This is a genomic window from Embleya sp. NPDC127516, assembly GCF_044765325.1.
Lineage (GTDB): Bacteria > Actinomycetota > Actinomycetes > Streptomycetales > Streptomycetaceae > Embleya.
Window position 1 is genome coordinate 40,825 of sequence record NZ_JBIWJT010000051.1, and the last position, 24,373, is coordinate 65,197.

Here is a 24,373-nt window from a genome sequence, read left to right on the forward strand (position 1 = left end):
CGGGTGAACCGTTGCGTTAGTGGTTTCCCGAGACGAACAGCCTCGTTGAGAGGAGTGCGCGTCGTCATCGGGCGGCGCGGATACGCTACAGGGGAGATTGTCGTGAACTCGTTCAAGAAGGCCGGTGTCCTGGCTGCCGGTACCGCCGCCCTCGTGATGGGAGGCACGGGTGCCGCGAGTGCGAGCTCCGAGGCCGACGCCGCCGCGGTGCACTCCTCGGGTGTCTTTTCCGGGAACATCGGCCAGTCCCCGTTCCATACCCCGGCAATGGGATGCGGCGACACCGCCAACGGGGCCGCTGCGCTCAACCCGGCGTTCGGCAACGAATGCATCGTCGCCGAGGTCGAGAACGAGGTCTACTACGACGGCGACCACGAGCACGAGGGCCACCGTCCGCAGGGCCACCCCCACGGTGGTGGCTACCAGCACGACAACGGCCACCGCTCGCTCCTCGAGCGTGTGGGCGTCTGACGCCTCGTTCAGTGATTCCGGTTCGGCCGCCTCCTCCGCGTCCGATACCCGGGGCCTCTGCGGGTTCTCCGCGGGGGCCCCGTCGTGTTGCCCCACACGCGACGAGGCGGACACACGCCCCGAAGCGGCAAACCGGGCCGAACACGAGAGCCGAACTCGTCGAAACCGTGCCGCCCACCCACAACGCACAGCACCAGACCACCGGTTCGCCCCCCAAAAACCGAATCCGCCGATGAGGGCGGTGAGGCCCGTCGCGATGGGCTGCTCGGGCGGCTCTGGGCCGAGCATCGGCGAGCGTCGTTCCCCGCGAGCTTCCGCGGCGTGGACATCGCGGGTGTGGAGTTGATCCTCCTGGACGCCGACGTCGCCGGTCTCGTGTCGAGAGAGTTGAGCGGCGGACTCGACGGCGATGGCATCGCTGTCCTCTGGGCGTGCATCGCCGACCTCGACAAGATCGTGCCCCTGCTCAACGAGGAATACTGCGCCTCCTACTTCTCGAAGCTCCGCACGATCGCCAACCTCGCGGTAGCGCGATACCTGCCCACCGCGACCTGACCGTCGGGTGGGGGAGGCGCGGGGTGCGCGTGGTGCAAGTGGCCGAAGCAACCCCGCGATCCTTCCGGCGTCGACGCCTCCCCCGCCGCGCTCCCCGACTGATGCGCACGCCTCGAGAGCGCCGCCGGTGCGCCTCTGCCGATCAAGCCGGGCCGCTGCCAGGCTCTCTGCATGGCTGCTTGGGACGGGACCCACATCGTGCGCGGCGAGGCGATCCACCGCCCGCTCGAATAGGCGGCCGTACCGGCCACACCTCGCACGCAGAGTGAGTCCTCGACCGGTCGAGAACGGCCGAGGCCCACGCACGGAGCAGCTCCGCGCGGTCATCCCCGACGCAACAGGCCGGGACTGTACGCGCGTTCACCCGACGTGAGAAGGGTCACGACCGCCACTACCCGCACACGCGTCCGCCCGGGCGCGGCTTGCCCGCCGGGCCCGTCCGCGCAGGTCGTCGCGATCCCGCAACCTGCGGCCCAGCGCACGCGGGCGCACTCGCTCCCGGGGCCGAGACCCGGCCACCGACCGTCGAGCGGTCGCGCGGCCGGCCACCCGGTGAAGAAAAACGACGCGGGGTGGCAACCGGGCGGATCCGGTATTCGAGTAGTTCAGTAAGCGCCGAAACAACAACCGGCGCCGACCACTCCGACAGCAGTACGCCGCAACCGACGCCCGACGACGATCGCCTCGTTCGCGGCGCGCCGACAGGATCACACTCGTCGCCGGTATGGGTCTCGCCCATCCCCGTGTTGTCCCGGACCGGGCACCGGCGGCGGAAGGTCCAACGCCGACGCCCGGCCGCGTTCACGGCATCCGCCGCCGACCGCTCACCAGCCGTCCCACGACACCCTCACCGAAGGCATCCCACCAGGAGATCCAATGAACCCCAACGACAAGCCCGTCGACCAGGTCCTCGGTGCCCAGGCCGCAGGCGCCCTCGTCAACGCATGGATCGACACCTTCATGACCGAGGACCTCCTCAGCCGCGAGGCCGCCACCCGCGCGGCGTGCGAGCGCCTCGCCGACCGCTCGCCGTGGCTGATCGTCGAACCCGGGCAAACCTGGCGCCTACGCGAGGAGTTCGCTCCCACCTCCGACTTCTCCCCGGGCCGGGTCCGTATCCTCGCCGTCCGCCGCGCCGGCGGCATCCATCCCCATGAGGGCACGGCGGCCGTCCGGATCGGCGACGCCGAACACGACCCCGACCACGCCATCGGCTGGATGGACCTGGAGGACTTCGACATCCTCTACGCCCTCGACGCCTGGCCCCGAACGAGCCCGGTCACCCGCGACTCCACCACCACCGTGCCCGAAGACTCCTCCACCGAACCGCTGATCGAGCGCCTCCAGGAATCCGAATGCGGACGGCGGGACCAAGGAATCGAATAGACGCACCGCATGCGGGCTCACCCGGCGAACAACCAAACCCCGGGCCCGACTCCGACAGATCGAGCAGAGGGATCGACGAGAAGGATCCACAAGAGGAGTCGACCGGAGGGATCGACCGGAGGGATCGACAACCGGCCACGTGCGGCCGGATCACCTGGGGAAGCCCGGAGCTTGGCGTAAAACCTACCTGCGAGGTGTTCGCGGATAGTGATTGGGTGACTTCCGTCGGTTATCGCGCTGAGGTGGGGAGTCACGCGTGATCATTCAGTTGTACGGCGAGTGGACCGGGCGTTCGGATACGGTCACCGGCTACGAACAGGCGGTGGCCGGCTGCCCGGAACTGGCCGATCGGCACAAGGAATACGTCACCTCCGGTCGGCGGCGGTTCGAGCGGACGATGCTCGACAAGGGACTCGCCCTCTACATCGATGTCCCGCACCACCTGCTCGGCTTCGACGACTCCGGCGCCCGTGGCATCGCCGAGATCAAGCCGAACAGCTGGGAGGGCGGCTTCCTGAGCTTCGAGGTGGGCAGCGGCCGGCACTGGACCGACGGCCTCGTCACCGCACCCGAATCGGTGTTGTGGCAGGCGATTCACGCCTATTGGAGCGTGAAGGTGCCGGCATACGAAGGCGCGTCCGCACAGGAGCGGCAGGCGTACCGGCGAGGGCGTCTGCCGTCGGAGGCAAAGGGCGTGCCCACCATCGAGGACCTTTCCGGCCTGATCGACTACACCCGATGCGAGCAGTCCGGGCCGGTCCTGGTGGTGAAGGGCTGGAACATGGAGTTCGAGCAACCCGACAGCCGGGACGAAGAGTTGCCCTTCCTCGTCGCGCTGTCCGACCCGCTCCGCCATCCCGTCCCGCTCACCGGCCCCTACGGCTCCGGAGGCGACCGCGACGAGACGGCACGGCTGGAGCGCATCAGAAACCAGGATTCCCCGATGCGCATGGGCCGCCGCCGGCCCCGCCGCACACGACGCCCCCGCCCACCGGGAGGACGCACACCCACCCCCGAACGAATCTCCCCGAACCCCTCACTGGCTCGATGACCGAACCCGGGCGAGGACGAGGGCCCGGCCCGGGCCCAGGCCCGGCCAGGCCCGGGGTGGGCACCAGGCACGCGTGGTCGTCGATTGTCGGCAGCCACCCATAGGTAGTTTCGGTTGAGAACAACGCCGTTGGAACAACTACTGCGTGCAGACTCGGACGACCCTCGCCGCCTGGCGTGCCTACAGCGATGTGCTGTTGGAGCGGGGCGACGCCCGGGGCAGCCTGATCGCGTTGGAACTGCGCCTGACACGCGAGGTGCGGAAGGACCGACGCGAGGCACTGCGAACAGAGATCGGCCGACTGACGAAGGAGCACGAAGGAAGCTGGGACGCCGAGCTTCCCGAGGGTGTCCGGGCCGTCGCGCGCTTGTACGGCTTTGCCACCAAGGTGGCGGTGACCGGCCGCCGGAGACACCCGCGCGCATAGCCGACATCGCAGAGGAGTACGAGGAGGAGGTCGAGAGCGGTCCCTGACGTTCCAGCGCAGTAGGTGGTCGAAGTCCTTCGCCGGCCTCTGCCGATCGGGTCAGACACCCCGCATGTCGTCCCACGCGGTCTCCCGATCGGCGGATGTCCAACACCCCACCCACCGACGAAGGTTGAGGCACCGCAGGAACGACTCCCGAAAAGGACGCAGACATGACCGCCGCCACGATCGCCCGACCCACCGAGTCGCCCGCCGGCGGCGTCGCCCTTGAGTCGCCCGCCCGCCCGGTCGTCTCCCGCCGGGCCCGTTGGGCCGCGAAGGGAGCCGCGCTCACTCTCCTGCCGACCGGCCTGTGGCGCACCGCGATCGCCTTCGGCATGCCGAGCGGGTTCGCCGCGGGCGATCCGCTCCACCAGTCCAACTACCCCGGCAAGTACTCGTTCTACTTGATCGGCCTGAGCATCTTCGCCGAACTCGTAGGTCTGCTCGCCCTCGGCCTGGTCCAGCGCTGGGGCGAGGTGATGCCGCGCTGGGTCCCGTGGCTGGGCGGCCGCCGTATTCCGCGCCCGGCCGCGGTGATCCCCGCCGCGACAGGCGCCGTCCTGGTCACCCTGATCACCGTCTTCGGCGCCATCGGTTGGAACGACCCCGACAACATGGGCCACCCCGACTCCCCCGACGGCGGCTACTACTGGTTGATGACCGCCGCCTACGCCCCTCTTCTCCTGTGGGGTCCGCTGTTGGCCATCGCCACCATCGCCTACCACCGCCGCCGCAAGATCACCGGGTGACGACGGCAGGCTCAACGGATCAACGCGTGACCCGCGTGATCCGCGTGATCCGCGTGATCCGCGTGACCCGCGTGATCCGGATGAGCCTGCCGCCGTTTCGCCGACTGTGGACCGTGCCCTGGCGCTCTACCACGGCACGGTCTCGCCGTGCCGATCCAGGAACCGCAGGCCGGGGGCGCCGATTTGCGCCTCCAGCACATCGACGACGGCCGGGATGCTCTCCTCGGCGGCGAGGGGCGCGTCGGGTCCGCCGAGCCGGGTCCGGTTGTGGCCGGGGTCGATGAGCAGTTTGGTCCGGCCGTCGTCGGCATAGCGGGTGGCGTAGCTGCGCATGAGCTGGTTGAGCGCGGCCTTGCCGGCCTTGTACAGGTCGTAGCCGTCCTCGGTGTTCCGCGTGATGCTGCCCTGCTCGGAGGACATGACCGCGACGGTGCCGCCGGGCACCACGAGGTCGCGGAGGGCCTCCAGGGTGCGCAGCGGGCTCAACGCGTTGGTGACCATCACCTCGGTGAACATGTCGGTCGGGACCTCGCCGATCGGCAGGTTGCCTCGGTCGATCGCGGCGTTGACGAAGAGCAGATCGAGTCGCCGGCCGGCCAGGCGCTCGCGCAGCGCGGCCAACTCCTCGGAGCTGGTCATCTCCAGTGATTCGACCTCGAGAAGTCCGTTCGAGGCATCGGCGTTCGCTTGCAGTTCCCCGCCGCTGCGGCGCGCGGTGGCGGTGACCCGCCAGTCGCGTCGAGCGAGCTCGTTGGCGAGGACGAGTCCCAACCCTCGGGAGGCTCCGATGACGAGAGCTTGGCGATTGGACGTGACGGACATATCGACTCCTTCTCGGTGAGCGGATTCCAACATAGACGCGACGTTGCGTCTAGGCAAGATTTTTGCCGCCGCCGGACGGGTACCGTGTCCCGCATGCCCGCCGCCGGCCCCCAGCCCCGCAGGACGCACTCCGGCAACCGGCGCGACGAGGTCGCGCGCCTTGCCGTGCTCCATGCCGCGGACGATCTGCTCGTCGAACACGGCTTCGGCGCGCTGACCGTCGAGGCGATCGCGCGCCGCGCCGGCGTCGCCAAGCAGACGATCTACCGCTGGTGGCCCTCGAAGGTCGAGATCCTCCTCGACACACTCATCGAGGACAGCGAAAAGCGTCTTCCCGTCCCGACGGAAACGCCCACGGCGGACAACATCCGCCGCTACGTGGGCGACTTCGCGCGATTCGTCACCGACGACCCCGCCGGCAAAGTCCTGCTCGCACTCATCGCCGAGGCACAGCACAACCCCGACGCGGCCAAAAGCCTGCACCGCCGCTACCTCGACCCCCGCCGCGAGCGGGAACGCGCCATGCTCACACACGCCATCGACGCAGGCGAGATCTCCCCCGCCCTCAACCCCGACGACACCATCGACGCCCTCATCGGCCCGATCGTCTACCGCGCCCTGACCCGGTCGCCCCTCTCCCGTGCACTGCTGAACACCCTCACCGAGGAACTCCTCAAACCTCGCTCACATTGAGCATCACCAGGGCGACGCCGGCGGGGCGTGAACGCGGGCTCCCTCTGCTCCCGTGCGCTCGGCGAGGCCGCGAACGGCCCCTGGTGGCACCGGAGTAGGAGGATGCCGGGTGGGTCGCGACACGAAGCCCGGTGCCCTCGTGGGGGTTTTCCCGAGTCGGGGCGGGGCAGCCGCGAAGGCGACCCGATCGGAGGACGGCGATCATGACCAGTGCGACAACCCCGGGCAGCGCGTCGGACGAGCGCAGAACCCTCACCACCGATGTTCCCGCCCGCCTGGACCGGTTGCCGTGGTCATGGTGGCACTGGCGCATCCTGATCGGCCTCGGCACGGTGTGGATCCTCGACGGCCTCGAGGTCACCGTGGTCGGCAACGTCGCCGGCCGGTTGTCCGAGTCGGACAGTGGGCTCGACATCACGGCGGCTCAGGTCACCGGGCCGGCCGCCGCGATGTACGTCGCGGGGGCGTGTGTCGGTGCGCTGTTCTTCGCGTGGCTGACGGATCGATTCGGCCGCAAGAAACTCTTCATGGTCACGCTCGCCGTCTACCTCGTGGGCACCGCGCTGACCGCCCTGTCCGTCCAGGCCTGGATGTTCTTCCTCTTTCGGTTCATCACCGGCCTGGGCATCGGCGGCGAGTACGCGGCCATCAACTCCGCCATCGACGAACTCATGCCGGCCCGCTACCGAGGCCGGGTCGATCTCGCCGTCAACGGCACCTATTGGGCCGGAGCCGCCGGCGGCGCGCTGCTGTCGGTGGTGATGCTCGACACCTCGATCTTCCCCGCCGACATCGGCTGGCGTCTGACCTTCGCGCTGGGCGTCGTGCTCGGCCTGGTCATCCTGTTGGTCCGCCGACACGTCCCCGAATCACCGCGCTGGCTCTACCTGCACGGCCGTGGCGACCAGGCCGAACGCCTGGTCGCCGAGGCCGAGGAGGAGGTGGTGGCCGAGAGCGCGCGAAGCACCGGCGAGAAGCGCGCATTGCCGGATCCCGAGGGCGAGTTGACCATCGACACCGGCAAGGCGGCGGGTCTGGGCGCGATCGCGCGCAGCGTGGTCCGGGACCATCCGCGTCGTTCGGTCCTGGGCCTGTCGTTGTTCATCGGCCAGGCATTCCTCTACAACGCCATCACCTTCGGCTTCGCGTCGATCCTGGAAATCTTCTACGACGTGCCGAGCAACCGTGCCGGCTACTACTTCGCCGTGATCGCCGTCGGCAACCTGCTCGGTCCGCTGCTGCTGGGGCCGTTGTTCGACACGGTCGGACGACGCGTGATGATCACCTCGACCTATGTCGGCAGCGCGCTCGCGCTCTTCGTCACCGCCTGGCTGTTCGGAGCGGGACACCTGAACGCGACCACGCTCACCGCGTGTTGGTGCGTCGTGTTGTTCCTCGCCTCCACCGGCGCGAGCAGTGCCTACCTGACCGTCTCGGAGATCTTCCCGATGGAGGCCCGGGCATCGGCCATCGCGCTGTTCTACGCGGTGGGTACCGCGGCGGGCGGAATCGCCGGGCCCCTGGTCTTCTCGGACCTGACCAAGTCCGGCGATGTCGCGGACACCGTCCTCGCGTTCTGCATCGGCGCGGGTCTGATGCTGGCCGCCGGCATCGTCGCCGGATTCCTCGCGATCAACGCCGAAGGGCGCTCCCTCGAGGACATCGCCCCGCCGATCTCCTCGGTCGACCGCGGCTCGGCGGCCGATTGAGGCCGGTCCTGTTCACCCCCGGCCTCCCCCATCGACGGACGCACGCTCGGAAGCCGAAGCAGGAGCGGAAGCGGGTACGGAGACGGCAACGAAGACGGGGGCCGGGAGCGCTGCCGAAGCCCCACCCGGGCCCCGACCCATCCACTCGTCACGTCGAGTTGCCGGCGCGCCGGTGGGTAGCGCCGATGTGGTGCAGGTGGATGAGGATGTCGTAGCTCGCGCGCAGCCGAGTGTTCTCGTACTCGTCGCAGGGCCAGACGACGCCGAGGCTGCGGATGGGGTGCGCGGCCTCGATCCAGTCGTGCGCGACGCCCGGGGCCGCGGCGCGGGTGTCGAGGTACCAGTCACGTCGGGAGACTCTCTCCAGGACGTCCTCGCCGGCGCGGGTGGCGGGCGGGCCGATCGTAAAGCGACGCCACGGTGCGCCGGGGGCGTTCTGGTCGATCGCGTTGAATGATCCCTGGCCGAAGGTGAATCCGGCGTTGACGTAGCGGGCCCCGAGACGTTCGCGCAGGATGCGCCCCTGGGTCCCGGTCCCGGCCCGGCCCTCGCCGGCGATCTGCGCGTTGTGGGCGGAGAGGAAGACCCGCGTGCCGGTGTGGCGCTGCCACCACAGGGTGTAGTCGGCGGCGACCCGGTCGCGGTACCGCCGCGCCGCTTCGTCGGCGATGTCGAACGCGCAGTCAAGGCCGTTCCCGGCCACCCGGACCGGACTGTCGGGCCGGCGTACGTTCCACACCCGCATCCACCGCAACAGGTCCCGCGTCTCGGTGGTGTTCCACGCACTGTCACCGGCCCGGAACTCTTCGTCCATGATCGTCCTCAGATGGCCCGTGCCGTGCAACACCCACGCGTCCAGGCGGACCCCCGCATCCCGGTGGACCGCGAGGACGAGGCTCCGGAAACCGCGGCGTTCGACCAGGTGCCGGAACAGGCGATGCTTGACGGTGCAGAACTCGCTCGAACCGTGCGTGGCCTCGCCCACGCCGACCACGTCCGCGCCGCCGATCATCGTGTCGAACGCCCGCAGATCCGCCTCGGAGCCGCCCGGCAGGGTACTGCCCAGCGCATGCGCGGAGTGAGCCAGGGCCGCCGCCGGGTCACCGCGCGCCGCAGCGGAGTCTTTGGGCGGCGCGGCACCGGTGGTGACCCACCCCGGCGCCCCGGTGACGGTGACGGTGCCGCGCGCCGGCGGCGGGTCCGGAACCAGGCCGAGGGCCACAGTCGCACCCGGCCCGTGTCGGGGCGAGATCGCCGGGGCCTCGATCTCACAGGATGGGTACACATCGTCTGATTTCATGACTCCGACGCTAGACAACGGTTAGCGGCCGGCGCCTCGTCCGCCAGACCCAGGACTCGGGTACTCCTTCGGTCGAATTCGACAAGTACCCGACACCCGGAGATACCCGGGACCGAGGCGCCGGCACGGCTCCCCACTCCGCAAGCCGTCCCGCCACCGGCGCCGGCCGCGCCCCGGCCCCGACCATCAGTCCACCGTCGCCTCCCCACCCTCGTAGTACCCGTCTCCCGCGAACCGCACGAGCAGCGGTTTCCCGGCGAGGTCGGACGGCACGCGCAGGACGGCCTCGCCTTCTCGGCCGGTCCAGGCCCGGACGGCCTCCCCGCCCGCGTTCACGAGCACCACCTCGACCTCGAACAAAGGTGCCGCGCACGCGTCCCGGAACGAGACGGCGATCGTGTCGGGTGCCCGCTTCGTGGCAACCAGTCGGGGCGCACGGTGGCCGCACACGCTGCCGGTGAAATCGCCGACTTCGAAGAGTTCCGCGCCGCCGAGTCCGCCGGCGGACCAGCCGACCCCACCTCCCGCGCGCACCACCGGACGGTAGTGGGCGCGGTCGCGCAGGACGGCGAGCAGCAGGTCGCGGTCCCGCCCGGCGACCGTCAGCAGCACGTACCGGGCGCCGGAGGCACGCAGTCGGCGGGTGAAGTCCGGGACGTCACGCGGCTCGCCCAGGTTGGCGACCCGTCGTTGCCCGCGTTCGCCCAGCATCAGGTTGACGAAGCGCTGGTGGGTGTACTCGGTGAAGGCCACGGTCCGGCCGTCGGGGACACGATTCATCCCGGCGTAGGACGCCGTGGGCAGGATGCGTTCGTCCCGGTCCGGGTCGCGCATCAGGTCGATCGTCTCGCGGACGTCCGCGCGCCGCGCCGACGCGCGGTCGCCGACCCAGGTGTTGGTCGGCTGCGTCGCCCACCACATCGAGACCGCCGTCGTCGCGACGAACGCGCCCGCGACCAGCCCGGCCACACACCTTCGCCACAGCGGCGGCACCGACGGCAGCACCGCACGACGGACGCGCGGATCGGGTGGGCCGCCGGGGTCCCGCCCGCCACGCGGCCCTTCCGCCACCGCGGTCAGCACCGCCGCCAGGCACACACAGCCCACCGCCGGCACGATCAACTGGTAGCGGGCCCACCACGGCGCCGGGGACGCCAACCCGTGCACGACCACCGGGAGCAGCAGTCCCCACAACAGGTCGAAGCGGCGCCCGCGCACGAACAGGGCGATGGCGACGAGCACGACCGGGAGCAGGATGTAGATCCATTGCAGCCCGAATCCGCCGGGTTGCTGATCGTACGTGTAGGCCACGCGTTCACGGTCGAAGGTCCACGAGTGCCACGTGGCGCGGAGCTTGCTCTCGCCGCGCACGACCCATGCCGTGTTGTGGACGATGATCAGTTCGTCGACGGTGCCCTTCCCGTGGAAGCCGAGCATCGTGAAGGGGTGGAAGGGGTTGCCGTATCTGAGCCAGGTGCGGATGTACCGGTAGCCGCCCAGCGCCAGTGTGGGCACACCCCAGCACGGCCGCGTTCGGCAGCGCCACGCGGGCGGCGGCGGCGTGACCGCGCAGCCGGGCGGCGCGGGTGACCGGCGCGGACCCGGGGCCGGGCGGCAACGAGCGCCGCAGCGCACCGACCACACGCCAGGTCTGCACCACGACCAGAACGCCGACCATGGCGGCGGTCAACAGGTTCGAGGACTTGACGCCGATCGCCGTCCCCAGCGCGATCCCGACCATCGGCACCCGGTAACGCAGACAGCGCGTCGCGTCCTCGCCGCGCCGCATCGCGTCCACGACGGCCGGGTGCAGGTCGAGCGTCAGGTGCAGCGCGGTCAGTGTGGTCGCGGCCGTGGCGAAGTCCACGTAGGTGGTGGAGGCTTCCAGGAACACCGCGGGGATCGCCAGGATGCCGAGACCGGCGAGTACGGCGTGCGCGCGGCGGGCGCCGGCCGTACGGGCGAGCCCGGCCGTGGCGAGCGCGCCCAGGGCGAGGAAGGGCAGTCCGGACGCCCAACCGAGTCGGGTGTCGCCCAGGAACGCGCCGCTGAAGCCGGTGAGCAGTTCCTGCCCTTGCGGGTACACGTCGGCCCACAACACCTGCGGGGTGTGTCCCACATGGCCCTGTTGGAGCCACAGCGCGGGTCCGGGCAGGTGGCTACCACAGTCCGTCGAAGTCCAACGGGCCCAGGAACACGGCCAGTGCGGCGCGCCAGCAGTACTGCGCGGCGACCAGCAGCGCCGCCACGACGACCAGCGGATGCCGCCGGCAACGCCGTACGCGCGGCCACAACCCGGCGACGGCGGCGACACCGCGGCGTCGGGCCGCGTCGGTGCCGGGCCGTCGGGTGAGCACGACCTCCACCGCGGCGACCGCGATCGCGGCGGGGAACAGCGCGGCGTAGTCCTCCCAGTAGCGCAACACCAGTACCGCGCGGTCGTCCGGGGACAGTCGCGCCAGACCTTCCAGAAGAGTCAGGCGCAGCTCGATGTCCTGGCCGTCGGGCGCGTGCGCGTCCGGGAGTTCCTCGGCGGGATATTCCGACCAGCGTTTGAGTCGCCGGACGGACAGGAACGTTCTGACCAGCGTCCGGTGCGCGTACGCCATGGGCGCGTCCATCTCGCTCACCCGGTTCCAGCGCGGGAACAACTTCCCGAAGGTCTCCTGGACCAGGTCCTCGGCCATGTGCCAGTCGCCGGTGAGCAGGCAGGCGGTGCGCAGCAATTGCCCGCTGCGCGCGTGCGCGAACTCCTCGAAGTCCGCAGCCGCGGCCTTGCTTCCCGACATGGACCCTCCACACGTTGACGTCACACGAGAAACGCCACGAGCCCCGGGTTTTGATAACACCTTCGTCGGAAATCTCTTCGGGCCGGAATCCCCGCGGGGAGGACGCCCGTGCGGGATCAGGCGTCCGCGTCCTGGGGCTCGTTCAGCCACTCCTCCACCGTCTTGCCTCGGCGCCAGTAGCCGGCCGCGTGCAGGGTGTCCCGGTTCAGACCGCGTTCGTTGCGCAGGTAGCGACGGATGGTGCGCACGGTGAGCGCCTCGCCGGCGACCCAGGCGTGCACGGTGCCGTCCGGCCAGGGGAATTCACAAACCGCGTCGGCCAATTGATCGTCGTCGGGGTCGGCCGAGGTGTCCCGGTGCAACCATCGGATCCGCACGTCGGTGCCCGGTGCCGCGCTCAGGGGCTGCTCCTCGAAGCGGTCGGCGACCTCGACGAAGACGTGCGCGCGCGTGCCGGGGGTGAGGCGTTCGAGGATCGAGGCCACGGCGGGCAGCGCCGTTTCGTCCCCGGCGATCAACAACTGGTCGGCGTCGGCGGGCGGGAGCGTACCGACCGCCGGGCCGGCTATCCCGAGCACGTCGCCGGGTCGGGCCTCGCGGGCCCATTCCACGGCTCGGCCGTGGCCGTGGATCACGAAGTCGATGTCGAGTTCGGGCCCGGCCGGGTCGAAGCGCCGCACGGTGTAGTTGCGCGCGTGCGGCGGCGTCGCGCCGGCGGGATGGACCAGACCCTCGGGGCCGAATTCGGGTAGCACCGGTATGCGTTCGCCCCGAGGCGGGAAGAAGAGTTTGACCCGTTCGTCGGCCTGCCTTCCGCCCTCGAACGTACGCAACTCGTCTCCGCCGAGCGTCAACCGCAACATTCTCGGCGTCACCTCGGCCGACCGCACGACCGTGGCCAGACAGGTGCGAATCGGCGATCGCCCGGCACGGTCACGGGTGTCGCCGGCCTGGTCGTCTCGCGCCATGGGATGCCCCCTCGTCGTTCGGTCCCGATTGCTCGGCGCCTCGGGTCGGAATCGGTATGCGTGCGCGACGCCCGGCGGCACGGCGTCGCAACCGGGCGTACTGGGCAAGTCTTTCAGGTATGCCTTACCTTACTGGGGTGTCTCTCCGGGTCGATTCCCCCGATGCCCCGTCCGCCGTCGCCGCGTCCGACGCCCGGGCCGCGCCCGGTCGTTCCTCGCGTGTCGGGCTGCTCGCGATGCTGGCCGTGCTGCTGCTCGGCGCGCTGTTCGCGTCCCTGGCGATCGGCACGCGCAACGTCGCGCCGAGCGAGGTGCTCGCCATGCTGGGCGGCGAACGCACCGGTGACGCCGGGCTGATTCGCGATCTGCGGGTGCCGCGCACGCTCCTGGGACTCCTGGTGGGCGTCGCGCTGGGGGTGGCCGGCGCCGTCGCCCAGAACGTGACCCGCAACCCGTTGGCCGACCCCGGTCTGATCGGGGTCAGCGCGGGTGCGGCGTTCGCGGTCGCGGCGAGTGTGGGACTGCTCGGACTGACCGGATCGCACAGCCACCTGTGGTTCGCCTTCCTCGGCGCGGCGATCGCGGGCGCGATCGCCTACCTGGTGGGCGGCGCGGGCGTGGGTGGCGCGACACCCGCCAAGCTCGCGCTCGCGGGGGCCGCGGTCAGCGCGCTGTTGGAGGCCGGGACCGGCGCGCTCGTGCTGACCGACCCCGACTCGCTGAACCGCTACCGCTCCTGGGCGGTCGGTTCGCTCGCCGGCCGGGACAGCGAAACCACCTTGTTTCTAATGCCGTTCGTCGTGGTCGGGATCTGCCTCGCGCTGAGTCTGACCGGTCGGCTCAACGCGCTGGCGCTCGGCGACGAGTTGGCCACCACACTCGGCACGCGGGCGGGCAGCACCCGGGCGCTGGGCGCGCTCGTGGTCGTCCTGCTGACCGGGACCGCGGTCGCCGCCGCCGGGCCGATCGTCTTCGTCGGTCTGGTGGTGCCGCATGTGCTGCGGGCCTTCACCGGGCCCGACGCCCGCTGGCTGGTGCCGTGTTCGGGGCTGGCCGGTGCGGTGTTGTTGCTGGTCGCCGACGTGGTCGGGAGGGTGATCGCACGGCCCACGGAGGTGGAAGTCGGCGTGGTCACCGCCTTCCTCGGGGCGCCCTTCCTCATATATCTGGTCAGGCGCGGAAGGATCGGGGAACACACCGGATGAAGACTGCCGATCCCGCACCGCGCGTCCTGCGTTGGGAGCGAGGGCCGCTGGGGTTCGCCGTGCGCCCGCGTACGCTTGCCGCCGCCGTCGGCCTGACGGTGCTCGTCTTCGTCGGCCTGATCGCGTCGCTGGCACTGGGCGACTATCACCTGCCGTGGCGCGACGTGGTCACCGGGCTGTTCGGCGCGGGTCCCGCCGACGCCGAGTTGGTCGTGCACGAACTCCGGCTCCCACGGGCCCTGGTGGGAGTGCTGGTCGGATTCGCGCTCGGGATGGCCGGGGCGGTCTTCCAGGCCGTGACCCGCAATCCGCTCGCCGGGCCGGACCTGATCGGGATCACGGCCGGCGCCGGGGCCGGCGCGGTGCTGGCGATCCTGCTGGGCGGTGTGAGCACCACGCAGTCCACGACCTACGGCGCGGTGCCCTTCGGCGCCCTGGTCGGCGCGCTCGCGACGGCCGCCGCCATCTATCTGTTGGCGTTTCGCGGCGGCACCATCTCCGGGTACGGCTTCGTGCTCGTGGGCATCGCGGTCAACGGCATGCTCGCGGCGCTCACCCGCTGGATGCTCGCGCGCGTCGACGTGAACACCGCGACCCGGGCCACCTCGTGGTTGACCGGCAGCCTGGACGGGCGCGAGTACACCCACGTGCGCTGGTTGGGCTATGCGCTCGTGGTGCTGGTGCCGGCGACGATCGCGCTCGCACGGCCGTACCGCATGCTCCAGTTCGACGACGACACCGCCGCGAGCCTGGGCATGCCGGTCACCCGCTCGCGGATCGCGCTGCTCGTGCTGGCGACGGGACTGACGGCGGCGGCCACCGCGTGCGCGGGACCGGTGGTCTTCGTCGCGCTCGCCGCCCCGCAGATCGCCCGCAGACTGGCCGGCACCCCCGGGCTGCCCCTGGTGGTGAGCGGTCTCGTCGGCGCGGCCCTGGTGGTCGTGGCGGACGTGGTGGCCCGCACCGCGTTCACCAACGAACTCCCGGTCGGCATCGTCACCGGCGCCGTCGGGGCGCCGTACCTGCTGTGGTTGCTCGCCCGGAACAACCGGGCCGGAAAGGGAGGCTGACGTGGGTTCCGCGCCGGAGCAGACGAAGCAGACGGATCACCCGGACGACACGGAGGCGACCGCGCAGGCCGAACTCGCCGGACCGGTCGGAACGGTCGAGCCGTCCGCGCCGATCGAACCGGCCGAGCGGCCCGGTTCGACCGGGCAGGCCGCGCAGGCCGCGCAGTCCGCGCAGTCCGGGAACACGACGCGGCACACCGAACCGGCGACGAAGAAAGGCGCGCCGGACGCCGCCCCTCCCTCCGCTCCGTCGAGGAACGCCTCCGGCGCCCCCGGGACGACCGCCGCCCCCGGGATGACCGCCGAAGGCATCACCCTCGGCTACGGCGAACGCATCGTCGCCCGGGACCTGGACCTCGACATCCCCGCCGGCCGGGTGACCGCCCTGGTCGGGCCCAACGCGTGCGGGAAGTCGACCGCTCTGCGCGCCCTCGCCCGGTTGCTGAAACCGCGTCAGGGCAGCGTCCTGCTCGACGGCGAGAGCGTCTCCCGTTTGTCCGGGCGGGACTTCGCCCAACGGCTCGCGCTGTTGCCACAGTCCCCGACCGCGCCCGAGGGCATCACCGTGCGCGATCTGGTCGCGCGCGGTCGCACTCCGTACCAGCGGTGGTGGCGGCAGTGGTCCTCCTCCGACGACGCCGTCGTGGACGCGGCGCTCAAGGCCACCGGTGTGGACGCGCTGGCCGGTCGAGGCATCGACGAGCTCTCCGGCGGGCAGCGCCAACGGGTATGGATCGCCATGGCGTTGGCCCAGGACACCCCCGTGTTGCTGCTGGACGAACCGACCACCTACCTGGACCTGGCCTATCAGGTCGACGTGTTGGAGCTGGTGGCCGAACTGGGCCGGGCCGAGGGCCGGACCGTGGTGATGGTCATCCACGAGCTCAACCACGCGTGCCGGTACGCCGATCACCTGATCGCGATGCGCGACGGCCGGGTGGTCGCGTCCGGGCCGCCCGCCGAGGTGGTCACGCCGGAGCTGGTGCGCGAGGTGTTCGACCTGCGCGCGGCGGTGATCGAGTGCCCCATCGCGGGCACACCACTGGTAATCCCGGTCGGGGGCCGTCGCTAGAACCACGTCGAACACGCGTCGTCGGCGAGGCCCCCTCCCCACCCGGCGGAACACCATGCCCGCCCTTCGCGCCGCTCGGCATCCCCGGCGGCGCGAAGGCACGCCTGTCGCACCCGTCGAAGACGCCCGTCGCTCAGTGCGCCGGCACCAGGTAGCCGGCCACCGAGCGCAGCTTCTCGCAAGTCTCCTCGAACTCGCGCCCGGGCTCGGACTGTTCCACGATGCCGGCGCCCGCCTGGAGCCACGTCCTGCCGTCGCGCCGGAAGAGCGTGCGCAACACCAGGGCCGCGTCCAGCGTCCCGTCGTGGTCCATGGTCAACACCGCGCCGCTGTACAGCCCGCGCGGACCCGTCTCGTGTCGCCGGATCGCGCGGTACGCCGCCGGTTTGGGCACGCCCGACGCGGTCACCGCGGGGAACAGCGCCGCGAACGCGTCCCACGATCCGATGCCGGGCGCGAGCCGGCCCACCAGTGACGATGCCAGGTGCTGCACGCTGCCGCGCGGCTTGACCGACATGTAGTCGGTGACCATCACCGTGCCCGGGTCGCACAGCGGCACCAGTTCGTCGTAGGCGACCTTGACCGAGATGGCGTGCTCGTAGATCTCCTTGGCATCGCTGAGCAGGTCGTCGCGTCGCGACAGGTCGGCCGCCTCCCCGCCGCCGAGCGCGCGGGTTCCGGCGAGCGGCTGGGTGCCGACGTTGCGATCGGCGTCCACGGACACCACGATCTCGGGGCTGAAGCCGGTCGCACACACACCGCCCAGGTCGAGCAGGAACGAGCGGGTGGGCGTGTTTCCGCGCCGCCCGGCGAGGTAGGTGCCGACCATGTCCACCGGTGTGGGCACCTCGACCGTCCGGGACAGGATGACCTTGCGCAGCAGCCGTGCGCGGATCTCGTCCACCGCCGCGCCGACCGCCGAGCGGTACTCGCCGGCGCCGCCGGCCGCGACGTCGAGAGACACCGGATCCTTGCGCGGCGCCGGTCGATGCGCGGCCAACAGCGCGCTGACCGCCACGAGTTCCTCGGCGTCGACGGCGCGTATTCGTGCCCGGCCCTGCCTCAGGCGTACCTCGATGCGCGGAACGAACAGGTGCAACAACGGTTCATCACCCACCAGTTCCGGCATGCCGGCCTGAAGATAGGCGAACTCGAACCCGGCCCACCCATACGCGCGCCAGTGTGACACCGGGGCCCCGCGCAGGAATTCGTCGACCGCCGGCAGCGGCGAGTCGACCCACGACCGCACGCTGTCACCACCGCCACCGCCGCTACAGCGGACCTCGTGCTTGGTCACCACGACCTCGACGAGCACCCCCAGGCCCACGCACCATTCGTCGTCCCGCTCGTAGACCACATGCGCACGGCTGCCCACGATGCTCGACGATGCCTCGGCCAACGCTGCGGCCAGGTCCAAAGGATCTTCGGACAAAGGGAGTTCCCGCTCGACGTAGTCGGACACGACAGCCTCCGCGATTCGGCACAGTGACAGGTTAGGCAAGGCTAACCTATTGATCCACGGCCCTGGTCACATCGCGCGAGGTTAGGTTAGCCTCCCCTACTGAAAGGCAATAGTGCTTCGTGTGCCCTTCGAGGCCACCACTCAGAAGGGAAACGCTCGTTGACCTCCTCTCGGCACGACGGAAAGACCACGCACGACCTCATCGGGGTCGGATTCGGGCCTTCGAACCTGGCGCTCGCCGTCGCGATCGAGGAACACAACGCGCGCACCTCGTCGGACCACCGCGTGGACGCCCTGTTCCTGGAGAAACAGCCCACCTTCGGCTGGCATCGCGGCATGCTCGTGGACGGCGCGACGATGCAGGTCTCCTTCCTCAAGGACCTTGCCACGATGCGTAATCCGACCAGTGACTTCAGCTTCGTCAACTACCTTCACTCGATCGACCGACTCGTCGATTTCGTCAACCACAAGGTGTTCTTCCCGCTCCGGGCCGAGTTCCACGGATACCTCGAATGGGCCGCGGCCCGGGTGGCCCATCATGTGCGCTACGGCGCCGAGGTGTTGGCCATCGAGCCCGTCCTCACCGACGGCCGGATCACCGCGTTCGACGTCGCCGTGGCGGGTGATCCCACCCCCCACCGCGCCCGCAACGTCGTACTCGCCCCGGGCCTGATGCCGCACCTGCCCGAGGGAGTCGAGGCCTCCGCCCGGGTCTGGCACAACTCCCGACTCGTGCCCAACGTCGCCGCCACCGACCCGACGACCGTGCGCACCGCGGTGGTGGTCGGCGCCGGACAAAGCGCCGCCGAGACCGCGGACTACCTCTACCGACGCTTCCCCGACGCCGAGGTGCACGCGGTCTTCAGCCGCTACGGCTACTCCCCCGCCGACGACAGCCCGTTCGCCAACCGGATCTTCGACCCCGCGGCCGTCGACCACTACTTCGAGGCGCCCGAGCAGGTCAAACGGCAACTGACGGAATATCACCGGAACACGAACTACTCGGTCGTGGACGGCGATCTGATCGAAGAGTTGTACCGGCGGGTGTACGAGGAGCGTGTCCAGGGCCGCCAACGCCTGTACATCCGGCATGCCTCCCGGGTCGTCGACCTGCGGGACGACCCCGAAGCAGCGCACGTGGACGTCGAGTTCCTGCCCACCGGGAAGACCGAGACGCTGCGCGCCGACGTGGTCGTCTACGCCACGGGTTACCGCCCCGGCGACGGACTCGCGCTCTTCGGCGACACCGCCCGGGCCTGCGCGCGCGACGAGTACGGACGCCCCCGCCTCGGCCGCGACTACCGGGTGGTCACCGAACCCCCGCTCAGCGCCGGGATCTACCTCCAAGGCGGCACCGAGCACACCCACGGCATCGGCTCCACCCTGCTGTCCAACATCGCGGTCCGCGCCGGCGAGATCCTCACCTCCATCAACGAGCGCTCCGGCCCGGACCCCACCACCGCGATCGCGACCGAGAACCCGACCGCGATCGCGAACGGCCTGATCCCCACCTCCCGGCAGGGTTGATCGGTGCGCCTGGGCGACATCGCGGTCGACATCACCCCGCTGCGGGCCAATCGCGAGTTCCGACTGCTGTTCACCGCCACCGCGCTGTCCATGCTCGGGACCGCGCTGACCTCGGTCGCCGCGAGCATCCAGGTCTACGACCTGGGCGAGTCCTCGCTGCACGTGGGGTTGGTCAACCTGGTGATCGGCGTCAGCCTGTGCGTGGGCCTGCTGGCCGGCGGCGTACTGGCCGACCGCACCGACCGGCGCCGGCTCATCCTGTCCACCCGTGCGGGCTCCGCGGTCGTCGTGCTCGCGCTGGCCGGCAACGCCCTCGCACCCGAGCCCCAACTGTGGTTCGTCTACCTCGCGGCCATCGCCGCCGGCATCGCCGGCGGCCTGGGCGCACCCGCCCTGATGGCCGTCACACCGGCCCTCGCCGGGCGCGAACACCTCGCGGCGGCCGGGGCATTGCTCACCCTGACCACCCAGTTCGGCGCGATGGTGGGCCCCAGCCTGGCGGGCCTGATCGCCGCCGGCCCGGGGGTCGCGGTGTGCTACCTGATCGACGCGGCCGGGTTCGTGGCCGGCGCGGCCCTGCTGTGGCGGCTGCCGCAACTGCACCCGGAACCCGACGAGGACGCCGACATCGCGGCCACGCAGCACCCCGTGCAAGCCATCCTGGACGGGCTGCGACACGTACGCGGGAACAGGATCATCCGCGGGCTCATGCTCGTCGACCTGGCGGCCGTCGTCCTGGCCATGCCGTACGCCCTGTTCCCCGAGATGGGCCACGAGGTCTTCGACGGCGGACCCACCGCGGTCGGCCTGCTCTACACCGCCCCCGCCGTGGGTGCCTTCCTCGGCGCCCTGGCCGGCGGTTGGATCTCGCGGGTGCAACGCCCCGGGGTGACCCTGATCGCGGTGGCCGCACTGTGGGGCGCGGCGATCGCCGCCTTCGGCCTGACCCGGCACCTGTGGCTCGGCCTGCTCGTCCTGGCGGTGGCCGGCGGCGCCGACACCATCTCCGAGATCCTGCGCCGCGCCCTCCTACAGCAGTACACGCCCGACCGACTCCAAGGCCGGGTGGGCAGCCTGTGGCTGGCCCAGGCCACCGCGGGCCCGGCCACCGGCAACGCGCTCTCCGGCGGCGTCGCCCGCCTGATCGGCCCCGGCGCCACCCTCGTGGCCGGCGGCCTGGCCTGTGTCGCCGCGGTCCTCGCGGTCGCCACCGCGCTGCCCGCGCTGCGGGCCGCGGAACCGACCTCCGCACCGGCCGAGGAGGCGGCGACCCCGACCGACCCCGCCGCGACCGAAGACCCCACCCCCGGCGCCACGCCGCCGACGACATCGACGACCACGAAAGGCTGACCCGCCGTGACGAACCCCTTCGACGACGACTCCGGGACGTTCCTGGCCCTGCTCAACGACGAGGGCCAGTACTCCTTGTGGCCCGCGTTCCTGGACGTGCCCGACGGTTGGCACACCGAGCACGGACCCGCCGCGCGGGCCCAGTGCCTGGAACACATCGAGACCAATTGGACCGACATGCGGCCGCGTTCCCTCGTGGCCGCCACCGAGAACTGAGCGGAGAGCACCGGTGCTGCGCACGCTGCTGAGTGGCAAGATCCATCGGGCCCGGGTGACACAGGCCGACCTGCACTACGTCGGATCGCTGACGGTCGACGAGGACCTGCTCGACGCTGCCGGCATCACCGAGGGCGAGGTGGTCCAGGTCGTCGACATCGACACCGGGGCGCGCCTGACCACGTACGCGATCCCCGGCCCGCGCGGCAGCGGGGTGATCGGCGCCAACGGGGCCGCCGCGCGGCTGATCCACCCGGGCGACCTGGTCATCGTGATGGCGTTCGCACTCCTGGACGAAGCCGAACTGGCCACGCATCGCCCGCACGTGGTGCACGTCGACGCGGACAACCGCGTCGTGGCACTGGGCACCGACCCGGCCGAGCCGGTGCCCGGCATGCCGGGACAGATCGCCGGCACCACGGTCGCCGTACTCTGAGACGATCGAACCTCGAACGATCGAGCCCCCGACTCCCTTGTGACGCACGGGAGTCGGGGGCTCTTCACCTTCCGTCCGGTGCCCGCGATCAGACCTTCGCGGCCTGGGCGGCGGCGTCCACGCGCGGCATGATCTTGTCGATCACGTACTCCACGGCGAGCGGGGTCGGCGCGCGCAGGGCCCAGAAATCGTTGGAGTCCAGCGGGACGTACGAACCACGCTTGACCACGTTCAGCTTGGCGAACTGCGGGTTGCCCTCGATCGCCTTCTTCAGCGCGTCGTCCGCGTTGTAGTTGCTCAGCAGCACGCCCACTTCGAGCACGTCCAGCCGCTCCATGCTCAACTCGGCGGCGAATCCGGCCCCGGGCAGGCCGGCGATGGCATCCGGGAAGGTCATCCCGAACCCGGCGAGCAGCTTCACCGAGGTATCCGACTTGTCCTTGAGCACCGCGACCGTACCCGCGTTCTGCGCGTTGGTCAGTGCGAAGGACTTGCCCTTGATCGCGGGATGGCTCGTGGCCACCCCGGCGATCTTGGCCTCCAGGTCCGTCACCAGCTTCTCGGCCTCGGTGGACTTGCCCAGCGCCTTGCCGACCTGCCGGGTCACCTGCTGCCAACTGTCCTGCGAGGGGCCGGTCTCGAACGCCGTGGTCGGCGCGATCTTGCTGAGTTTGTCGTACTCCTGCTCGACCCAGTAGTCGGTGTTCGCCAGGATCAGGTCGGGCTGAAGCGCGAGCACCTTCTCCAGCGGAGCGCCGTTCTCACCCATCGTGATGATCTGCGGCTTGTCGCCGGCCAGCTTGGGCTTGGCCCACGGTGCCACCCCGTCCGGCGGGGTCGTCTCGACCATGCCGGCGAGCTTGGTCGCCAGCGCGAGCGCGGCGTCCTGATCCCCCTCGCCCAGCGCGACGATGCGCTTCGGCGCCTTCTTGATCGTGGTGGTACCCAGCTTGTGGGTGATCGTGATCGGGTACGTCGGCGCCGCCGCGCCGCCCGTCCCGGGAGAGGCCGCCGCCGGTCCGGAGGCGGGCGACGCGCCGGAGGCATCCTTCTTGTCGTCGTCGCCACAGGCAGCGAGGCCGAACACGAGTGCCACGGCTATCCCGGCCGCGGCGAGGCGGCCGGGGCCGGTGCGGCGGGCGGCGGTGTGGCGGACGAAGGGCGGCGCTGCGATTCTTCGCATGATGCTTCAGTGCCTCTCTGGGTGTGTCGCGTCCGACCGTCGGCGTACGAGTGGGCCCCACTGGTCCACCGCGGCCGAGGTCAGCAGATCGTCGTGCTCGTGGTCGACGACGAACTCGTCGACCACGCCGAGAACATGGGCCGTCCAGGCCTCCCGGCCGGTACGCGTGCGGTTCTCGCGCGCCGCGACGCACAACACGTCGCCGCGGAAGGGCGGGTAGGGGTCGGCGGGCACGAGGGGTTCGTAGGCGACCCGCGTCCGGAGCAGGGCCGCCACCACCTCCTCGCCCAGCGCGCCGGCCAAGTCCACCTCGGCCGGTGTCGCCCGCAGCAGATGCGCCCACGCGGCTTCCTCGTCGAACCCGCCGTCCGCGCCCGCCCCGTCGGCATGCGCGCGCGGCACCGGCGGCTCGGCGTCGACGAGCACCAGCAGATCCACCGGCTCACCCGCGCGCTGCAGTTCGGCGGCCAGCGCGAAGGCGAGCTCGCCGCCGAAGGACCAGCCCAGCAGGTGGTACGGGCCCCGCGGCTGGAGCGTGCGCACGGCGCGCAGGTGCCCCGCGACCACGTCCTCGAACCGGTTCGGCGCGGCGGCGCCCGACAACATGGGGGCCTGGAGTCCGTACACCGGACGGTCGTTCGCCACGTGCGCGAGCAACGTCGTGTACGGCCAGGCGAATCCGAATCCGGCGTGTACGCAGAACAAGGGCGCGAGATCACCATCGGGACGCAACGCCAGCAGGGGCGCGGTCAACTCGTCCGTGCCGGTGCGCCCGCGCAGCCGCTCCGCCAGGTCGGCGACCGTCGGCGCGGTCAACACCAGCGCCACGGTGACTGTGTCCGGGTCGGCCACGATGCCGGCGGCACGGATCGCGCCGACCAGGCGGACCGCGAGCAGCGAATGCCCGCCCAGGGTGAAGAAGTTGTCGTCGATGCCCACCCGGGGCAGTTCCAGGGTGTCCGCGAAAACCCGGCACAGCACGGCCTCGACCGTGTCCCGCGGCCCTCGCGCGGTGACCGCCGCCGCGAAGTCCGGTTCGGGCAACGCGGCCCGGTCGAGCTTCCCGTTGACGGTCAACGGCAACACGTCCAGTGGTACGAACGCGCCGGGGACCATGTAGTCGGGCAGCCGCGCCGCCGACCAGGCGCGCAGCGTGTGCGGATCGACCACGCCGACCACGTAGGCGGTCAGCCGGGTCCCGTCCGCGCTCGGCACCACCGCGGAACGCAGCACGTCGGGATGGGTGTCCAACACGCTCTGGATCTCCGCGGGTTCGATGCGGTGGCCGCGGATCTTGATCTGGTCGTCGGTGCGGCCGAGATAGTCGATGATGCCGTCCGGCCGGCGCCGCGCGAGGTCGCCGGTGCGGTAGAGGCGGCTGCCGGGCGGCCCGTACGGATTCGCCACGAACCGCGCGGCCGTTTGTCCGGCGGCGTTGAGATAGCCGCGCGCCAAACCGATGCCGGTGACGTACAACTCGCCGGGCACGCCCACCGGGACCGGCTGGAGGTTGTCGTCGAGGATGTGGGTGGCGGTGTTGAGGATCGGTCGCCCGATCGCGGGCGTGGCGCTGTCCTCGGTGCCGGCGCCGAGGGTGTTGATCGTGTACTCGGTCGGCCCGTACAGGTTGTAGCCCAGCACACCCTCGGTGTCGCGCAGCCGATTCCACACCGCATCCGAAACAGCCTCGCCGCCCAACAACACCAGACACGGCCGATGGCTGCCCCGCGCCGGGTCGTCGTCGAGTAGGCCGAGATCCAGGAGGTGTTGGGCGTAGGTGGGGGTGACGTTGACGACGTCGATCCGGTGCCGGTCCACATAGCGGGTCAGCGCGTGCGCGTCACGCCGCAACTCCTCGTCGCACACGTGCACTTCGTGACCCTCGACCAG

At 70.9% G+C, this 24,373-nt stretch carries 23 protein-coding genes; 15 read left to right on the plus strand and 8 right to left on the minus strand.

Annotated elements, in window-relative coordinates; all coding sequences use genetic code 11:
• Nucleotides 1–102: 102 nt before the first annotated feature.
• From ACIRL2_RS48480 to ACIRL2_RS48505, 6 genes are all read left to right on the plus strand, one after another.
• Nucleotides 103–471 (plus strand): chaplin, encoded by a 369-nt coding sequence (locus ACIRL2_RS48480; RefSeq protein ID WP_402241732.1) that lies wholly within the window; start codon nucleotides 103–105, stop codon nucleotides 469–471.
• Nucleotides 472–792: 321 nt separating this feature from the next.
• Nucleotides 793–1,026, plus strand: a complete 234-nt coding sequence (locus tag ACIRL2_RS48485; RefSeq protein ID WP_402241733.1) for a hypothetical protein — start codon at nucleotides 793–795, stop codon at nucleotides 1,024–1,026.
• A gap of 876 nt (nucleotides 1,027–1,902) precedes the next feature.
• Entirely contained in the window at nucleotides 1,903–2,412 is a 510-nt protein-coding gene (locus ACIRL2_RS48490; protein ID WP_402241735.1) for a hypothetical protein, read from the plus strand.
• A gap of 256 nt (nucleotides 2,413–2,668) precedes the next feature.
• On the plus strand, nucleotides 2,669–3,463 hold the full coding sequence (locus tag ACIRL2_RS48495; protein ID WP_395864954.1) for a hypothetical protein: 795 nt from the start codon (nucleotides 2,669–2,671) through the stop codon (nucleotides 3,461–3,463).
• Between the two features lie 145 nt (nucleotides 3,464–3,608).
• Nucleotides 3,609–3,890, plus strand: coding sequence for a hypothetical protein (locus ACIRL2_RS48500; RefSeq protein WP_402241737.1), 282 nt, complete (start codon nucleotides 3,609–3,611; stop codon nucleotides 3,888–3,890).
• A gap of 212 nt (nucleotides 3,891–4,102) precedes the next feature.
• Nucleotides 4,103–4,681 (plus strand): hypothetical protein, encoded by a 579-nt coding sequence (locus ACIRL2_RS48505; protein WP_395864958.1) that lies wholly within the window; start codon nucleotides 4,103–4,105, stop codon nucleotides 4,679–4,681.
• A 126-nt stretch (nucleotides 4,682–4,807) separates the two neighbouring features.
• On the opposite strand, the gene ACIRL2_RS48510 is transcribed toward ACIRL2_RS48505, so the two are convergent.
• Entirely contained in the window at nucleotides 4,808–5,503 is a 696-nt protein-coding gene (locus ACIRL2_RS48510) for an SDR family NAD(P)-dependent oxidoreductase (RefSeq protein WP_395864960.1), read from the minus strand.
• Nucleotides 5,504–5,596: 93 nt separating this feature from the next.
• On the opposite strand from ACIRL2_RS48510, the gene ACIRL2_RS48515 reads away from it, so the two are divergent.
• Together ACIRL2_RS48515 and ACIRL2_RS48520 are read left to right on the plus strand one after the other, a co-directional pair.
• The gene (locus tag ACIRL2_RS48515) at nucleotides 5,597–6,196 is read left to right on the plus strand and encodes a TetR/AcrR family transcriptional regulator (protein WP_402241741.1); all 600 of its coding nucleotides are present in this window, start codon (nucleotides 5,597–5,599) and stop codon (nucleotides 6,194–6,196) included.
• 203 nt (nucleotides 6,197–6,399) lie between these two features.
• The gene (locus tag ACIRL2_RS48520; RefSeq protein ID WP_395864964.1) at nucleotides 6,400–7,905 is read left to right on the plus strand and encodes an MFS transporter; all 1,506 of its coding nucleotides are present in this window, start codon (nucleotides 6,400–6,402) and stop codon (nucleotides 7,903–7,905) included.
• Between the two features lie 148 nt (nucleotides 7,906–8,053).
• On the opposite strand, the gene ACIRL2_RS48525 is transcribed toward ACIRL2_RS48520, so the two are convergent.
• From ACIRL2_RS48525 to ACIRL2_RS48540, 4 genes are all read right to left on the minus strand, one after another.
• Nucleotides 8,054–9,205 (minus strand): erythromycin esterase family protein, encoded by a 1,152-nt coding sequence (locus ACIRL2_RS48525; protein WP_402241744.1) that lies wholly within the window; start codon nucleotides 9,203–9,205, stop codon nucleotides 8,054–8,056.
• A gap of 186 nt (nucleotides 9,206–9,391) precedes the next feature.
• Nucleotides 9,392–10,720, minus strand: a complete 1,329-nt coding sequence (locus tag ACIRL2_RS48530; protein ID WP_402241746.1) for a hypothetical protein — start codon at nucleotides 10,718–10,720, stop codon at nucleotides 9,392–9,394.
• A 644-nt stretch (nucleotides 10,721–11,364) separates the two neighbouring features.
• The gene (locus ACIRL2_RS48535; RefSeq protein ID WP_402241748.1) at nucleotides 11,365–11,994 is read right to left on the minus strand and encodes a SigE family RNA polymerase sigma factor; all 630 of its coding nucleotides are present in this window, start codon (nucleotides 11,992–11,994) and stop codon (nucleotides 11,365–11,367) included.
• A 116-nt stretch (nucleotides 11,995–12,110) separates the two neighbouring features.
• On the minus strand, nucleotides 12,111–12,962 hold the full coding sequence (locus ACIRL2_RS48540) for a siderophore-interacting protein (RefSeq protein ID WP_395864971.1): 852 nt from the start codon (nucleotides 12,960–12,962) through the stop codon (nucleotides 12,111–12,113).
• 236 nt (nucleotides 12,963–13,198) lie between these two features.
• Between ACIRL2_RS48540 and ACIRL2_RS48545 the strand changes: the two genes are divergently transcribed.
• From ACIRL2_RS48545 to ACIRL2_RS48555, 3 genes are all read left to right on the plus strand, one after another.
• Nucleotides 13,199–14,167 carry a FecCD family ABC transporter permease gene (locus tag ACIRL2_RS48545; protein WP_402241771.1) on the plus strand — a complete coding sequence of 323 codons (969 nt, stop codon included), beginning with the start codon at nucleotides 13,199–13,201 and terminating at the stop codon, nucleotides 14,165–14,167.
• A complete protein-coding gene (locus ACIRL2_RS48550; protein ID WP_395864973.1) occupies nucleotides 14,164–15,237 on the plus strand; it encodes a FecCD family ABC transporter permease in 1,074 nt (357 codons plus the stop codon). Before ACIRL2_RS48545 ends, ACIRL2_RS48550 begins: the two co-directional genes overlap by 4 nt.
• Nucleotides 15,238–15,532: 295 nt before the next feature.
• On the plus strand, nucleotides 15,533–16,309 hold the full coding sequence (locus ACIRL2_RS48555; protein WP_395865284.1) for an ABC transporter ATP-binding protein: 777 nt from the start codon (nucleotides 15,533–15,535) through the stop codon (nucleotides 16,307–16,309).
• 133 nt (nucleotides 16,310–16,442) lie between these two features.
• Here ACIRL2_RS48555 and ACIRL2_RS48560 read toward each other — a convergent pair whose 3' ends face one another.
• Nucleotides 16,443–17,771 carry a salicylate synthase gene (locus ACIRL2_RS48560; protein ID WP_402241750.1) on the minus strand — a complete coding sequence of 443 codons (1,329 nt, stop codon included), beginning with the start codon at nucleotides 17,769–17,771 and terminating at the stop codon, nucleotides 16,443–16,445.
• Between the two features lie 159 nt (nucleotides 17,772–17,930).
• Between ACIRL2_RS48560 and ACIRL2_RS48565 the strand changes: the two genes are divergently transcribed.
• From ACIRL2_RS48565 to panD, 4 genes are read left to right on the plus strand one after another with little or no spacing between them, the layout of a single operon-like run.
• Complete coding sequence (locus ACIRL2_RS48565) at nucleotides 17,931–19,298, plus strand: lysine N(6)-hydroxylase/L-ornithine N(5)-oxygenase family protein (protein ID WP_402241752.1); 1,368 nt, start codon at nucleotides 17,931–17,933, stop codon at nucleotides 19,296–19,298.
• 3 nt (nucleotides 19,299–19,301) lie between these two features.
• Nucleotides 19,302–20,648, plus strand: a complete 1,347-nt coding sequence (gene entS / locus ACIRL2_RS48570) for an enterobactin transporter EntS (RefSeq protein ID WP_402241755.1) — start codon at nucleotides 19,302–19,304, stop codon at nucleotides 20,646–20,648.
• Between the two features lie 6 nt (nucleotides 20,649–20,654).
• Nucleotides 20,655–20,864: an MbtH family protein gene (locus ACIRL2_RS48575; RefSeq protein WP_395864980.1), complete on the plus strand. Its 210-nt coding sequence runs from the start codon at nucleotides 20,655–20,657 to the stop codon at nucleotides 20,862–20,864.
• Nucleotides 20,865–20,877: 13 nt separating this feature from the next.
• Nucleotides 20,878–21,300, plus strand: a complete 423-nt coding sequence (panD, locus tag ACIRL2_RS48580) for an aspartate 1-decarboxylase (RefSeq protein WP_402241758.1) — start codon at nucleotides 20,878–20,880, stop codon at nucleotides 21,298–21,300.
• Between the two features lie 88 nt (nucleotides 21,301–21,388).
• On the opposite strand, the gene ACIRL2_RS48585 is transcribed toward panD, so the two are convergent.
• Both ACIRL2_RS48585 and ACIRL2_RS48590 read right to left on the minus strand, forming a co-directional pair.
• On the minus strand, nucleotides 21,389–22,483 hold the full coding sequence (locus ACIRL2_RS48585) for an ABC transporter substrate-binding protein (protein ID WP_395864984.1): 1,095 nt from the start codon (nucleotides 22,481–22,483) through the stop codon (nucleotides 21,389–21,391).
• A gap of 6 nt (nucleotides 22,484–22,489) precedes the next feature.
• A partial coding sequence (locus ACIRL2_RS48590) for an AMP-binding protein (protein WP_402241761.1) occupies nucleotides 22,490–24,373 on the minus strand: 1,884 nt, incomplete at its 5' end.